Source organism: Streptomyces sp. NPDC087428 (genome assembly GCF_044744085.1).
Classification (GTDB): Bacteria; Actinomycetota; Actinomycetes; order Streptomycetales; family Streptomycetaceae; genus Streptomyces.
Genome location: NZ_JBIUXR010000009.1, coordinates 15349 through 30664, shown reverse-complemented (window position 1 = coordinate 30664; position 15316 = coordinate 15349). Strand labels below are relative to the sequence as shown.

The 15316-nt window shown below is 70.4% G+C and carries 4 protein-coding genes; all 4 read left to right on the top strand.

Translation table 11 applies throughout. The features are described 5' to 3' along the window. The first annotated feature begins 13 nt into the window (after nt 1-13). The 4 genes from ACIO3R_RS19825 to fabD are packed head-to-tail and all read left to right on the top strand — an operon-like array spanning nt 14 to nt 15141. Nucleotides 14-4456 carry a beta-ketoacyl synthase N-terminal-like domain-containing protein gene (locus tag ACIO3R_RS19825; protein WP_402107218.1) on the top strand — a complete coding sequence of 1481 codons (4443 nt, stop codon included), beginning with the start codon at nt 14-16 and terminating at the stop codon, nt 4454-4456. Next, entirely contained in the window at nt 4449-12815 is an 8367-nt protein-coding gene (locus tag ACIO3R_RS19820) for a type I polyketide synthase (RefSeq protein ID WP_402107216.1), read from the top strand. Before ACIO3R_RS19825 ends, ACIO3R_RS19820 begins: the two co-directional genes overlap by 8 nt. Next, complete coding sequence (locus ACIO3R_RS19815) at nt 12812-13876, top strand: ketoacyl-ACP synthase III family protein (protein ID WP_402107213.1); 1065 nt, start codon at nt 12812-12814, stop codon at nt 13874-13876. The genes ACIO3R_RS19820 and ACIO3R_RS19815 overlap by 4 nt, the downstream gene beginning before the upstream one ends. Then, nucleotides 13876-15141, top strand: a complete 1266-nt coding sequence (gene fabD / locus ACIO3R_RS19810; protein ID WP_402107210.1) for an ACP S-malonyltransferase — start codon at nt 13876-13878, stop codon at nt 15139-15141. The genes ACIO3R_RS19815 and fabD overlap by 1 nt, the downstream gene beginning before the upstream one ends. Nucleotides 15142-15316: the final 175 nt, after the last annotated feature.

The following is a 15316-nucleotide window of genomic DNA, read 5'->3' as shown; positions in this document are numbered from 1 at the left end:
GAAGGGACTGACCATGAAACAGCTGCTGCTCGACTTTCTCTGGTCCCATCTGTGCACGCTCGGCGCGTTCCGTGAGTCCGGGCAGACCCCGCAGGCCGCACGGGAGTCGGCAGGCCTCGCGCCGGGGTACGGCGGCTGGTTCGACGAGTGCCTGCGCGTCTTCGAGGGGGCCGGCTACATCGATCGGCGGGACGGCAGGATCCTGCTCGACGATGCCGTGCGGTATCGACCGGTCGAGCAGCTGTGGCGCGAGTGGGAGACGGGAAAGCCCGCGTGGCAGGAGAATCCCGACCTCGCGGCCACCCACCTACTGGTGGAGACCACCTTGCGTGCCTTCCCCGACATTCTCAGCGGACGGCGACCGGCCACCGAGGTCATCTTCCCCGGGGGATCGCTGGAGCTGGTGCAGAACGCCTACGCGACCAACCCGGCGTCAGCGTTCTTCAACCAGGTGCTGGCCGCCGACATGGTGGCGCGGCTGCGACGGCGGGCACGAGCCCTGACGGCGGATGCCGCGCGGATCCTGGAGATCGGCGCCGGCACGGGTGCCACGAGCGCCGTCGTCCTGGAGGCCCTGCGGTCCGCGCAGCTGGACGTGCGCGAGTACTGCTACACCGACATATCAAGGGTCTTCCTGAACCACGCGCAGCGTTCGTTCGGTCCGGGAAACCCTTCGCTGACCTGCGAAATCCTGGACATCGAGCGCCCGGTGGCGGACCAGGGCTTCACCGTCGGCGGGTATGACGCCGTGGTCGCCGCCAACGTCCTGCACGCCACCCGGGACATCCGCCACACCCTGCGCAACGCCAAGGCGCTTCTCCGGCCCGGCGGACTGCTGGTCCTGAACGAGCTCACCGCGAACAACCTGCTCAGCCAGTTCTCGTTCGGCCTCCTCGACGGATGGTGGCGCCACGAGGACCCCCACGTGCGTATCCAGGGCAGCCCGCTGCTCTCCACGGCGCACTGGCGGCACGTCCTGACGCAGGAGGGATTCCGCGCGATCGCTCTGCCCGCGCGGGATGCCGAGGATCTGGGACAGCAGATCATCGTGGCCGAGAGCGACGGCGTCATACGGCAGGCGACGGCCGTACCGCGCCCGTCCAGGCCGCAAGCGGCGCCGGTGCGCGAGAGTCCGGCGCGGGCCGTGGCCGATCACAGCGCCGGGAGCGAGCCCGGGGACCGGCTGCGCGCCCACATCGAGGCAGTCGCGCTCGATGTGCTGGCAGAGGCGTTGGACATCCCGCGGGCGAGGATCGGGCGGGGCGAGCCCTTCTCGGACTACGGACTCGATTCGATCTTCGCGGTGAACGTGGCCCGGACCCTCGGCGGGACGCTGGGCATCGACCTCGACATCACCGTGCTGTTCGAGCACAACACCTTCGCCGAGCTGGGAGAGTTCATCGTCTCCGAATACGTCGAGGACCTGCGGGAAGTGCTTGCGCCGGAGCCCGCGTTGCCGGACCGGGCGCCCGATCCTGTGCAGCCTCAACCTCAACCTCAACCTCAACCTCGGCCTGAGCTCGACGAGGCCGCGCTCGACGGCATGGCGATCGTCGGTATGTCCGCACGCTTCCCCGGGGCCGACGACGTCGACGCGTTCTGGCGGACCGTCGAGCAAGGCAGACGGTGCATCACCGCACCGCCGGAAAAACGTGCGGACTGGGCGTGCTACGGCGACGAGGCAGCCGCGCTGCGGGGCGGATTCCTCGACGGGGTGCATGAATTCGATCCTCTCTTCTTCCGCATGTCGATGACCGAGGCACGCCAGGTGACGCCGGAACTGCGCCTGCTGTTGATGACGTCGTGGAACGCCGTCGAGGACGCGGGCTATCGGCCGGCCGAGCTGCGGAACCGGCCCACGGGCGTGTTCGTCGCTACGACGCAGAGCGAATACCGGCCCGCGGCCATGGACCTGATGAGCCTGCCGTCGCCCGCGATGGTGCCCAACCGGATCTCGTACCTGCTCGACCTCAACGGCCCCAGCGAGCAGTGCGACACGACGTGCTCGTCCTCGTTCGTGGCCCTGCACCGGGCGATCCGGTCCATCCGCGACGGCGAGTGCGAACAGGCCCTGGTCGGCGGGGTGAACCTGGTGATGTCACCCGCAGGTTTCGGCGGGATGCAGGCCGCGGGAATGCTCAGCCCGAGCGGCGACGTCCGGCCGTTCCAGCAGGACGCCGACGGAACGGCGCGCAGCGAGGGCGTCGCCGCCGTACTGATCAAACCACTGAGCCGGGCCCTGGCGGACGGGGACTTCGTCCACTGCGTCGTGCGCGGCACCGGCGTGGCCCACGGCGGCAGGGGTGTGTCCTTTACGGCACCGAACATCAAGGGCATGAAGACAGCCGTCGCGCACGCCCACACCGACGCCGCGATCGAGCCGGGCGCCGTGGATTACATCGAGACCCACGGCATGAGCTCGATGCTGGCGGACAGCGCGGAGCTGGCGGCGCTCGGCGCCGGACTCCGCAGCGAGGACGACAGCGAAGACGTGACGTACCTGGGCAACGTGAAACCCTGCATCGGGCACACGGAGGTGGTCTCCGGCCTGGCCGCGCTGGTGAAGACCGCGCAGGCGATGCGGCACGGCGTGATCCCGGCGCTCCCGGGCTTCGGGCGGCTGCACCGCGACCTCTCCCTCAAGGGGACGCGGCTGCGCATCGCCGCGCAGAACCTGCCCTGGCCCGAGCGCACCGACGACGCCGGCCGGCCGCTGCCGCGCCGCGCGAGCATGCACAGCTTCGGGATCGGCGGCGTGAACGCGCATGTTGTGCTGGAGCAGCACATCGCCTCCGCGAACCTGGACGACGACCCGGGTGCGCAGATCCTGGTGCTCTCCGCGCGGAGCGTCGACGCTCTGCGCGAGCGAGCGCGCCGGCTGATTGACCGGCTTGCCGAAGCGGATCCGCGCTCCTGGGCGGACATCGCGTACACGTTGCAGGTCGGCCGGGAAGCGATGAGCTGCCGGCTGGCGTTCGTGGCGCAGAGCACTGACGAGGCCGCCCGCATTCTGGGCGGCTGGCTCAACGGCGACCCGGACACGCTCGCCCACGTGGCGTTCGCCGACGGCGTCGATGCTGCTGCCGGCGCCGGGCACGACGGGAAGCCGACGCAGCTCGACCACGTACCAGAACACTGGGCCGCGGGCACGTTCATCGACTGGGACCTGATGCATCGCGGCGCTCGACGCAGACGGATCGCACTGCCCGGGTATCCCTTCGCACGTCTGACGTGTTTCGCCGAGCAGGCGCCGCGACCGGATCAGACCTCGCGCACAGGCCTCGGCCCTCCGGACGGCGAAGCCTTCGTCACCGACCTCGTCGCCTCGGTGCTGGGCCTGTCGCGCCACGAGATCGACGGCACGAGGTCGCTCGCCGATTACGGTCTCAACTCCCTGCTTCTGGTCGCGATGCTGGGCCGGATCAGCAAGGTGTTTCCGGGTTTCCAGCCTGCGTGGTGGCAGCCGCACGACACGTTGAACGACGTGGTCGCGAGGCTGCCCGAGGCGGCGGCCCGCTCCGCCCGCGTGCCGGCCCCGGAGCTGGTGCGCCTCAACGGCGCGACCGAGGGCAGACCGGTCTTCTGGATCCACGGCGCCCTCGCCGGCGTCGAGTCCTACCGCACGATCGCCGAGCGGATCGACCGCCCGTTCCACGGCATCCAGGCCCGTGGCCTGCTGACCGAGGACGCGCCGATCGAGGGCGTCACGGCCATGGCCGAGTACTACGCCGAGGTCATCCGCTCGGTGCAGCCCGAGGGGCCGTACGACGTCGGCGGATTCTGCCTCGGCGGCATCGTCGCCTATGAGGTGACCCGGCGACTTCAGACGCAGGGCCAGGACGTGGCCTCGCTGACGATGGTGGACTCGCCGGACGAGACCGGCCTGGCGAAGGCGAACGGGAACGGGTTCCAGTCGGCCCGGAGCGCGGCGCTGCAGATCGTCAATTCCCTGCTCTGGCCGGCGGGGGAGAAGGACCCGACGGTCCTGCGTGCCCGTCTCGTCCACCGGGACGAGGTCGCGGAGGACCTGGACGAGGACGCGTTCGTACTGCGGCTCGCGGAGTTGGCGGCCGAGCGCGGGCTCGCCATGAGACCTGCCCAGATCGCGCGCTTCGTCACGCGCAACATGGCGATCCAGCTCGCCTACCGGCTCGGCGAGCACACCATCAGGCCTCTGCCGCGGCCGGAAGCCGTGGTGTGCACCTATTTCCGTAACCGGCGCGGGCTCTTCCTGGGCGAGGCCGAACCCTACTTCCAGGTCGCCGGCGAGACCTTCTCCCTCGACCACGTGAATTACCAGCAGGACTGGGGGCGTGAACTGCCGGACCTTCGCATGGTGGAGATCGACGCCGCGAACCACATGACGATCCTGAACGACGCGGGGCCGCTCACCGCGATCGAGGAGACATGCCTGGCGCTCTACGCGTCCGACGAGATCGGGGCTTCCCGTGGCTGACCGGACCGCCGCCCAGACGCACGACCGCCACGAGCCGGTGGCGCTCGTCGGCATCGGCTGCCGACTGCCCGCACTGATCGAGGATCCGACCGCACTCTGGCAGGCTCTGCTCAAGGGCATCGACGCGGTGCGTCAGGTGCCGGCCAACCGGTGGAACGCCACCGCGTGGGCCGACGCGGAGGCGTCCGGCCGGGCGGCGAACCGGCGAGGTGGATTCCTCGATGACGTCACGGGATTCGACGCGGACTACTTCGGCATCTCACCGGCCGAGGCACGGCAGATGGACCCGCAGCAGCGGATCGCCCTGGAGGTGGCGTGCGCCGCGGTCGAGGACGCGCGGCGTTCCACAGCGAGTCTCGCGGGCACACGCACCGGCGTCTTCATGGGCGCGATGTGGCAGGAGTACCCGCTGTTCACGCAGGGCGTCGCCGAGGCGATCCACGCCCACTCGGCCATCGGCTGGGACAACTCGGTGATCCCGTCCCGCATCGCCTACGCGCTGGGGCTGCGCGGCCCCGCGATGGGCGTGGCGACCGCGTCGAGCTCCTCATTGGTCGCGGTGCACCTCGCCGTGCAGAGCCTGCGCTCCGGTGAGTCGGACTTCGCACTTGCCGGCGGCGTCAACCTGATGCTGCATCCGAACACCTCGGTGGCCTTGACGAAGCTCGGCACACAGAGCCCTGCCGGTCTGTGCCGGGCCTTCGACGGCGACGGCGACGGCTACGCCCGGGGCGAGGGCTGCGCGGTAGTCGTGCTGCGCCGACTGTCCGACGCGCTCGCCGACGGCGACCGCGTCTATGCGCTGGTGCACGGCAGCGCCGTCAACAACGACGGCGCGACGGACGGACTGACCGCCCCCGGCCACGAGGCGCAGACGGAGGTGCTGCGGTCGGCGTGGCAGAACGCCGGCGTCGCGCCGCGTGCGGTGTCGTACGTCGAGGCGCACGGCACGGGCACACCCCTGGGCGACGTAACGGAGGCGGGCGCGCTCGGCGCCGTGTTCGGGCCCGACCGGCCCGCCCCGTTGCGCATCGGCTCGGCGAAGACGAACTTCGGCCATCTCGAGCCGGCGGCCGGCGTGCTCGGGCTGGTCAAGGTCGCACTGTCGGTGCACCACGGCGTCATTCCGCCGAGCCTGCACTTCCGCACACCGAACCCGCGCATCGACTTCCCCGCCGAACGTCTGGAAGTGGTCACCGAGACAACTGCGTGGCCGGCCGGGCCGCGGTTCGCGGGGGTGAGCAGCTTCGGATACGGCGGCACCAACGCGCATGTCGCCCTCGGTGAGGCGCCCGAGGGCGCGCCGGAACAAGGCACGCCGGACGCGGGCGGTCCGGTCTGCCTGACGGTGTCCGGCACGAGCCCGCACTCGCTCGCGCGCAACGCCGCACGGCTGGCGAGCCACCTCGGGCAGTCGCCCGGGACGAGGCTGTCCGACGTCGCCTACTCGCTGGCGACGACCCGCACGCAGCACCCCACGCGCGGCGTGGTGATCGCTGGAAGGACGGACGAGGCCGTGGCCGGGCTGCGGGCGCTCGCCGCGGACGAGAGCCACGACGCCGTGGTGACGGGCGCGACTGCCGGTCGCGGCCGCGTCGCGTTCGTCTTCCCCGGCCAGGGCGCCCAGTGGTGGGGAATGGGCCGGTCGCTGTGGGAGCAGAACAACGCGTTCCGCGAGGCCGTGACGGCCTGCGACGAGGCCCTCATCCCGCACACCGGGTTTTCGGTCGCCGCGATCGTGCGTGGGCAGGACGGTCTCGCGCCGCCCTTCACGCGCACGGACGTGGTGCAGCCCGCGTTGTTCGCGATGTATGTCGGTCTCGCCGCAATGTGGCGCGCCTGGGGCGTCGAGCCCTCGGCGGTCGTCGGCCACAGTCAGGGTGAGGTGGCCGCGGCGGTTGTCAGCGGGGCGTTGAGCCTGGCGGACGGCGCTCGCATTGTGGCGTTGCGCGCTCGGGCCGTGCACGATCATGCGCCGGACGGGGCGATGGGACTCGTGGAGCGCCCGGTGGGCGAAGTCATCGAGGAGCTGGCGGCCCACGGCGAGGCGCTGTCCGTCGCGGTGGTGAACACCGCGCGATCGACCGTCGTGGCCGGAGACGCCGAGGCGGTGGACCGCTTCCTCGTGCGGATGGAGGCCACCGGCGCGTACTGCCAGCGCGTGGACGTGGACTACGCCTCGCACAGCCCGCACATGGATTCGCTGCTGCCCGCGCTGCGCGAGCAGCTCACGGGCCTTGCCCCCGCGGATGCGGGGATCGCCTTCTATTCGAGCGTGACGGGGGAACGGGCAGCCGGGCCGGAGCTCGACGCGGACTACTGGTGCCGCAACCTGCGCGAGCCGGTGCGCTTCGATCGCGCGCTGGAACGCCTGCGAGCGGACGGGTTCGGGATCTTCGTCGAGGTGAGTCCGCATCCGGTGCTCCAGATAGCCCTGGCGCAGGGCACCGAGGCCGACGGGACGGCCGTCGTGGTGGGCAGCTTGCGCCGCGATCACGGCGGGATCGAACAGGCGCTGCGGGCGCTGGCAGAGCTGCACGTCCAAGGGGTCCCGATCCCGTGGCAGCGTGTGTTCTCGACCTCGGACACGCGCAGGGCGGACCTTCCGACGTACGCGTTCGAACACCGCAGCTACTGGCTGGACGAACACGACGACGCGATCCCGGTCGTCAACAGTGCTTCGTGGCGCCAGGACGTGATGGCACTGCCCGAACCCGAGCGTCTGGGATCAATGGTCGCACTCGTCACGGGGGAGGCCGCGGCCTTGCTCGGCCGGCCGGCGGAAGACGTGCGCCCCGACATGACGCTGCGCGAACAGGGCTTTGACTCCCTCACTGTGGTCGAGCTGCGAAACCGGCTCAGCGCACGGACACGGGTCCCACTGCCCACCGTGCTCGCCTTCGATTACCCCACACCGCAGGCAATCGCGACACTGCTGCTGACGCACGCCGATACGCAGTACGAGGCCCCGGAAGTCTCGCCCGCCGTCGCCGCAGTGCCCACGCGGCCCGACGATGACGACCCCGTCGTGATCGTGTCCATGGCCTGCCGGCTTCCGGACGGAATCGACACGCCCGAAGCGTTCTGGGACCTGCTCGTCGACGGCCGCGAAGCCTCCTCCCCGTTCCCACAGCGCTGGGACGGGTGGGATCTCAGCACGATCGAGGAGGCGGAGCGCGCCGCCACTGGCAGGCGCTTCGATCGCAAGGGCGGCTTCGTACGCGACGTCGAGGACTTCGACGCGGCGTTCTTCGGGCTCAGCCCGCGCGAGGCACTGTCCCTGGACCCGCAGCAGCGGCTCGTTCTGGAAGTCGTGTGGGAGGCACTCGAGCGGGCCAATCTGCGCACCGCGTCCCTCGAAGGCAGCAGCACGGGCGTCTACCTCGGCGCGATGAGTTCGGACTACGACGTTGCCCGGCGCTGGGACGTCGGGAGCAGCGACGGCTACAAGATCACTGGCAACGGGTCGAGCCTGATCTCCGGGCGTGTGGCCTACACACTCGGCCTGTCCGGGCCGGCGCTCACCATCGACACCGCGTGCAGCTCGTCGCTCGTGGCCCTGCGCCTGGCGTGCGAGGCGCTGCGCAGCGGCGAATGCGACCTGGCGCTCGCCGGCGGAGTGACGGTGATGAGCACCCCGCAGATCTTCGTCGAGTTCAGCCGCCTCAACGGGCTTGCGGCCGACGGCCGTTGCAAGAGCTTCGCCGACGACGCCGACGGGACGAGCTGGGCGGAGGGCTGCGGCGTCCTGGTGCTCAAGCGGCTCTCGGACGCGAGGCGCGACGGTGACCGTGTGCTGGCCGTTGTGCGGGGCACCGCCATGAACCAGGACGGCCGCAGCCAGGGGCTCACCGCGCCGAACGGCCTCGCGCAGCAGCGCGTGCTACGCAGTGCCTTGGCCGACGGGGGACTGGCACCGGCCGACATCGACGTCGTCGAAGCGCACGCCACGGGCACCGTGCTCGGCGATCCCATCGAGGCCGGCGCCCTTGCCGCAGTGTTCTCGGGCCGCGTGCGCCCCCTGCACCTGGGATCGGCAAAGTCCAACATCGGCCACGCCCAGGCGGCCTCCGGTGTCATCGGCGTCATCAAGATGGTGATGGCGCTTCAGCACGAGTGGCTGCCCCGCACGCTTCACGCGGAAAGCCCGAACACCCGGATCGACTGGACCGGCGGCGAACTGGAGCTCCTGCGGCAGCCGAGGCAGTGGCCGCGGACACGGCGGGTGCGTCGCGCCGGCATCAGCTCATTCGGTATCAGCGGCACGAACACGCACGTCATCATCGAAGAAGCACCGGAGACCGTCGTCGCGGACCAGCCCGGCGACGATCTCGTCTACCCGCTGGTGATCTCGGGCACCGACACGCCCGCCCTGCGTGCGCAGGCCCTGCACTGGGCCGAGTGGCTCGACACGCGGCCCGCCGCGGCGATGCGAGACATCGCCTGCACCTCCGCCGTCGGCCGTACGCACTTCGACGCGCGTGCCGTGGTCTTCGCGGGCAACGCCATGGACGCTGCCGAAGCCCTGCGGGCGGTCGAGCCCGGCTCCGGCAGGGCGCTGGGGGAGATCGCCTTCGTGTTCGGCGGTCAGGACGCGCAGCCGCCAGGGATGAGCGGTCAACTGCTCGATCAGAGCGCAGTGTTCCGCGAAACCGTGGCGGAGTGCGACGCGGTCCTCTCGCCGTTGACCGGCTGGTCCGTGCTGAAGGTGCTGCGCGGCGAGGAGGACGTGAACAGTCCGGATGTGCTGCCGTGCACGCTGTTCGCGACATACCTCGGACTCGCGGCGCTGTGGCGCAGTTGGGGTGTGGAGCCGGCGGCGGTGGTGGGCGACGCGCAGGGCGAGGTCGCCGCCGCCGTGGTGAGCGGGGCGTTGAGCTTGGAGGACGGCGCCCGCGTCATCGCCCTTCGAGCTCGCGCGCGCTCGGGGGACCCGGCCGGTGGCGCGATTTCAGGGATTGTCCCTGCCCGGACTGCCATCCCCTTCTGTTCGCGCCTGACGGGCGAGGCCGTGCCGGGCCCGGAGCTCGGCGGCGACTACTGGTTCCGCGACCTGCCGGAGCCGCAGCCCATGAGGCTCGACCGCGCGCTGGAGCGGCTGCGCGGCGAGGGCTTCGGAGTGTTCGTCGAGGTCGGCCCACCCTCTGAAGGTGCCTCGGGCGGCGTGGACCGCCTCTGGCGAGCGGCCGCCACGTTGTTCGAGCGGGGCTTCCCGCTGGACTGGGAGCGAGTCCTCGGGTCCCGTGGCGCCGGCAAGGCCGACGTCCCGACGTACGCGTTCCAGCGCCGGCGCTTCTGGCTCGGAGACCTTCCGGCCGGGCCCGTCGCGGTGACGGCCGACCAGTCCGCGGACAGCCACCCGTGGTTCGATGCGATCACGACTCTCGCCGGCAGCGGCGGATACCTGTTCACCGGCCGGCTGTCACTCAACGATTGCCCGTGGCTGGCCGATCACGTCGTCAGCGGGCAGGTCTACGTGCCGGGCGCGGGCTTGATCGACGCTGCGCTGTTCGCCGCCCGGACCGCGGGTGCCGACGCCGTGGCAGACGTGACGCTGCTGGAACCGGTCGTCCTCCTTCCGGGCCGCGCATTGCGGATCCAGGCCACCGTCGGCGATCCGGACGCGCACGGACGACGCCCCTTCGCCTTCTACAGCCAACCCGAGGACACGGATGAGCCGCTGATCTGGCAGCAGCACGCGACCGGAGAGTGCGAGACCCGTGCCTGCGCCGGCGGCGCGTTGCCGCCGGACATCGACAACTGGCCGGTGCCCGATGTCCGGGCCCTCGACATCGAAGCCTTCTACGGACGCGCCCTCGCGAACGGGCTCGACTACGGCCCGGCCTTCCGAGGACTGCGCGAACTCGCCTGCCGCGACGGCGTCTACTATGCCCGGGTATCCCTTCCGGGCGCGCTGGATCCGGCCGACCACGGCCTGCATCCGTCGCTGTTCGACGCGGCCCTGCAGGTCGTCGTCGCCGGTCTGATGGAGGCGGGTGCGGCTCCCGGGCCGCTCGTCCCGTTCATCTGGTCGGACATCGAGCTGTTTCGTGCCGCAGGCAGAGAACTGACCGTGCGAGTGTCGTTCGAATCCGGCGGAGACGAGGACCCCGCGCCGGCCACCGTATGGCTGGCCGACCCGGCAGGCCACCTGGTGGCCCGGATCGGCAGGCTGAAGTTCCAGCACGGCAGACGTCGCGGACACCCGTTCGCCGAGCACCTCTACCGCGTCGGCTTCGAACCCGTACACCCCGTGGCCGAAACCACCGACCCTGCGGGCACCCTCGTGGTCGGCGACGCGGAGCTGGGCGCGGGGCTCGGCGCCGACGCCGTACCCGATCTGGACGCCCTCGTGAAGCGGCTCGATGCCCGGACGGACACGCCTCGGCGACTGCTGTTCGCGCCGCCTGACCGACCGTCCGCCCAGTGGAACGACGCGGAACGGAGCGCCGCTGAAGCACTGCGGACGCTTCAGGTGTGCTTCGGCGATGCCCGGCTCCAGGGCGCGGAGCTCGTCTGGATCACCCGTGACGCAGTGTCGTCGAGCCCTGACGATCAGGTGGGCAATTGGGCCCATGCCGCAGTGTGGGGCATGGTGCGCACGGCCCGCACGGAACAACCCGAGCGCGTCCTGCGCCTGATCGACCTCGATCCCGGTACCCCGGACTTCCGGCTCCTGGCGCGCGTGATCGAGACCGGCGGCGAGCCGGAGTGCGTGCTGCGCGGCGAGACCGCTCACGTGCCACGAGCAAGGCCGACCGTCGAGGAGGTCGACGCACTCGTCCTGCCGGACGAAGGCAGCTGGCACGTGCATCAGCGGGAAGACGATCAGCTGGACGTCATCGCCGCCACGCACGACGAGGGCGCGGAGCCGGTCGCACCGTGGGAAGTCCGCGTCGAGGTGCGCGCCGCCGGAATGAGCCCGGGACACGCACAGGCCCTGGAGTTCGCAGGGATCGTCACGCAGACCGGCAGCGGCGTCACCTCCGTACACACGGGTGACCGGGTCATGGGCAGTGCGGCAGGCGCGCTCGGCAACCAGATCCGCGTGGACGGTGCCACCCTCAGGCCGATGCCCGTCAACCTCACCTTCGCACAGGCGGCCGCCGATCCGTCCGCCCCCGATCCAAGGCAGGACAAGGCGTCGTTCACTGCCTTCGACGTACGCGACACGCCGTACGCCCTGCGCCACGCGCAGCGGAACGCTGCGCACAAGACCGTGCTGACCTTGCCACGCGCCCTCGACCCGGACGGCACGGTCCTGATCACCGGCGGTCTCGGCGAACTCGGCAGCGCGCTCGCCGCACACCTGGTCCGCGCGCACGGAGCGCGGCGGCTCGTGCTGCTGTCGCGGCGCGGTGGCAACACCCCCGAAGCCGCCTCGTTCGTGCGGGCGCTCGAAACCGCGGGCGCCGAGCGAGTGCACCTGGTCGCGGGCGACGTCGCGGACCGGGCCGCGGTGGCTGCGGTACTGGACGGGATCCACCCCAGCCATCCCCTCACGGCCGTGCTCCACCTCGCAGGCGTGCTCGACGACGGCCTGGTGGAGGGATTCACCGCGGAGCGGCTGCACCGGGTGATGGCACCCAAGGTCCAGGGCGCGCGCCTGTTGGACGAGTTGACCGAGCCGCTGGACTTGGCCGCGTTCGTACTCTTCTCCTCGGCGGCCGGAACGCTGGGCACCGCAGGACAGAGCGGGTACGCCGCGGCGAACGCGACGCTGGACGCCCTGGCGGCGAACCGACGCAAACGGGGTCTGACAGGACTCAGCCTCGCTTTCGGGCTCTGGGAACAGGCCGGAGTGGGCATGACCGCCCACCTCGGCAAGGCCGAGCTGGGACGCCTGCGGCGTCAGGGGATCGGTGCCCTGACCTTGGCCGAGGGCCTGAACGCCCTGGATATCGCGCTTGCGCGGCCCGAGACCCAGCTGATGCCCGTGTACCTGGAACTGGCATCGTTGCGACACGCGCTCGGCGACGCGGAAGCGCCTCCCTTGCTGCGCGACATGCTGCAGCGCACGAGCGAAGGGCGCCAAACCGAAGTCTCCGGGACCGCACAGTCGCTCGATACGCGGATGGCGGACGCCTCCGAAGCCGAACGGCCGGCTCTGCTGCTGGACCTCGTCCGCAGCGAAGTCGCCGACGTGCTCGGCCTGCCCGGACCCGACAGCGTGCCGGCCGACAGAGCACTGCGTTCCCTCGGGATCGACTCACTCACCATGGTCCAGTTGCGCAAGCGCCTCGCCAAGCGGTCGAACACCACACTGCCCGCCACCCTGGTGTTCGACTATCCGACCGTCGAGGCCATCGTCGGGCTCCTGCTCCACGACGCCACCACCCTGAGAGGGAACGAGAAGTGAAGACAGAGGCCCTGTTCATCGCGGGTACCGCAACCTACCTGCCCCCGGCGACCAAGGTCGAACAAGCCGTCGCCGACGGCCGGTTCGACGCCCAGGACGCCGAGGACACGCAGCTCGAGTCGGTCTGCGAGGCCACGGACGAAGCTCCGCCCGAGATGGCAGCAGCCGCTGCCAGAGATGCCCTGGAAAGGTCGGGTCACCGAGCCGAGGACATCGCGCTGCTGCTGCACGCCTGCGTGTACTTCCAAGGCCTCGAGCTCTACCCGACGGCTTCCTACATCCACCGCGAAGTACTCGGGGACCATTCGGCGCTCGCCTTCGAGGTCAAGAATGCTTCCAACGGCTGCATGACCGCGTTGGACATCGCGGCGCGCTCCCTCACGGCCACCGACGACGTGGCGGCGCTGGTGACCACCGCCGACAAGGTCAGTCCGCCGGCGATCGACCGCTGGAACAGCGACATCGGCATCGTCCCCGGCGACGGTGCGTCGGCGATGGTGCTCAGCAAGAGGTCCGGGTTCGCCCAGGTGCTGAGCATCTCCACGGTGTCGGATCCAACCCTTGAGCGCCTCCATCGCGGCGACGCGCCCTTTACACCTCACCACGACCCCACGCTCCCCATCGACCTGCGTCTGCGCAAACTGCAGTACCTGGGAGACGTGGAGCTCGACGAGTTCACCCGCCGATTCCGGGCCGGCCTCAGCAACTGCGTCAATCGAACCCTGCACGACGCGGACATTCGGCTGGGCGACATCGCCCGGTTCGTCGTTCCGCACTTCGGACGCACCGTGCTGCAGCGCGAGGTCCTCGCCGCACTCGATATCGACCTCGATCTCACGACCTGGTCCTGGGGTCGCACCGTCGGCCACCTCGGCGCGGGCGACCAGATCGCCGGACTCGACCACCTCGTGGAAGAGCGCGCCGTAGGCGCCGGCGACCTCTGCATGCTGCTCGGTGTCGGCGCCGGCTTCACCTGGACGTGCGCCGTGGTCCGGATCACCGAGCTTCCCGAGTGGCCGACACCGCCGGCCGGATCCGGCCTCGGGGGCGGGCGGAGCTGATGCGCTGCTACGTGTTCCCGGGACAGGGCACCCAGAAGAAGGGGATGGGACGAAGCCTGTTCGAAAGGTTCCCCGACCTCCGTTGCCGCGCCGACCGGGTGCTCGGATACTCGGTCGAAGAGCTCTGTCTGGAAGACCCGGAACGACGGCTGTCCGACACCGTGTACGCGCAGCCCGCGATCTACGTCGTCAACGCGCTGCACTGGTCAGCGGCACAGGAGGACCTGCCACCCGCGGACTTTTTCGCGGGCCACAGCCTCGGCGAGTACAGCGCACTGTTCGCGGCCGGCGCCTTCGACTTCGAAACCGGCCTGACGCTGGTACAACGCCGTGCGGAACTGATGAGCGAAGTCAGCGGCGGTGCGATGGCCGCAGTCGTCGGTGTCTCCGAGCAGATCGTCGAGGAGACCCTGAAGCAGCACGATGCCACCGGCGTCGTCATCGCCAACTACAACGCGCCCGAGCAGTTCGTGCTCTCCGGCAGCCGCGAGGAACTGGCACGGATCAAGTTGGTCTTCGAGAAGGTGGAGGGTGTCCGGGGCTTCGTCCCGGTCCGAGTCAGCGGACCCTTCCACGCACCGGCGATGGCCCCCGCCGCCGCGCGCTACCGCGGCCTGCTGGCCAAGGCCGACGTGGGCGAACTGCGGACACCGGTCATCTCCAACGTGACCGGCCGTCCGTTCGGCCCCGACGCTCAGGAAGTCCGCGAATTGCTCGCCGAGCAGATCGCCAAGCCCGTCCGCTGGACCGACTGCATCCGGTATCTGCGGGACGCGGGCGTGTCGGTTTTCACGGAACTGAGCGAATCGAAGGTCCTCACCTCGCTCATCGACCGGATCACCACCGCGCAAGAGCCCGCGCCCGACCTGCGCCGAGACCTGATCGAGCGCATCAAGCGCGAGATCCTCCAGCCGGAGATCGGCGACGAGGCGCTGAGCTTCGACGAGGACGCGTCGTTCCGGCAACTCGGCCTGAACTCCATCATCTACGTGCGCCTGGCCCGCCGGGTCGGGGCAGTCCTCGGCGTTCCCATCAAGCCGGACGTCATCTTCCAGCACCGTTCCTGCGCCGCCCTGGCGGACTACCTCCTGACCCGCGACGACATCGCCCAAGCCGCAGTGCCCGAGGCCCCACCCGCGCCTTTGCGTGAATACCGAGACGAACGGGTGACGGCCCTGCTGCGCGACTGCGCGAACGGAACCCTCAGCGTGGACCGGACCATCGAGGCGATCCGCGCCCTCGCGCGACGGGCGCCGAATGTCTGACGGGCACGGCGAGAACCGTTCCTAAGATCCCGTCGCTGAACCTTACGGGGCGACCTCGTACACGACGGGCGTGTCCGCACAGTCCGCGGCGAGCTCTCCAGTGCCGTAATTTCCCTGACGTCCGCTGTCAGCTTCCAGCGGAGCTTTGTTCCGACAGCCGCCACCGTAGGTGCAC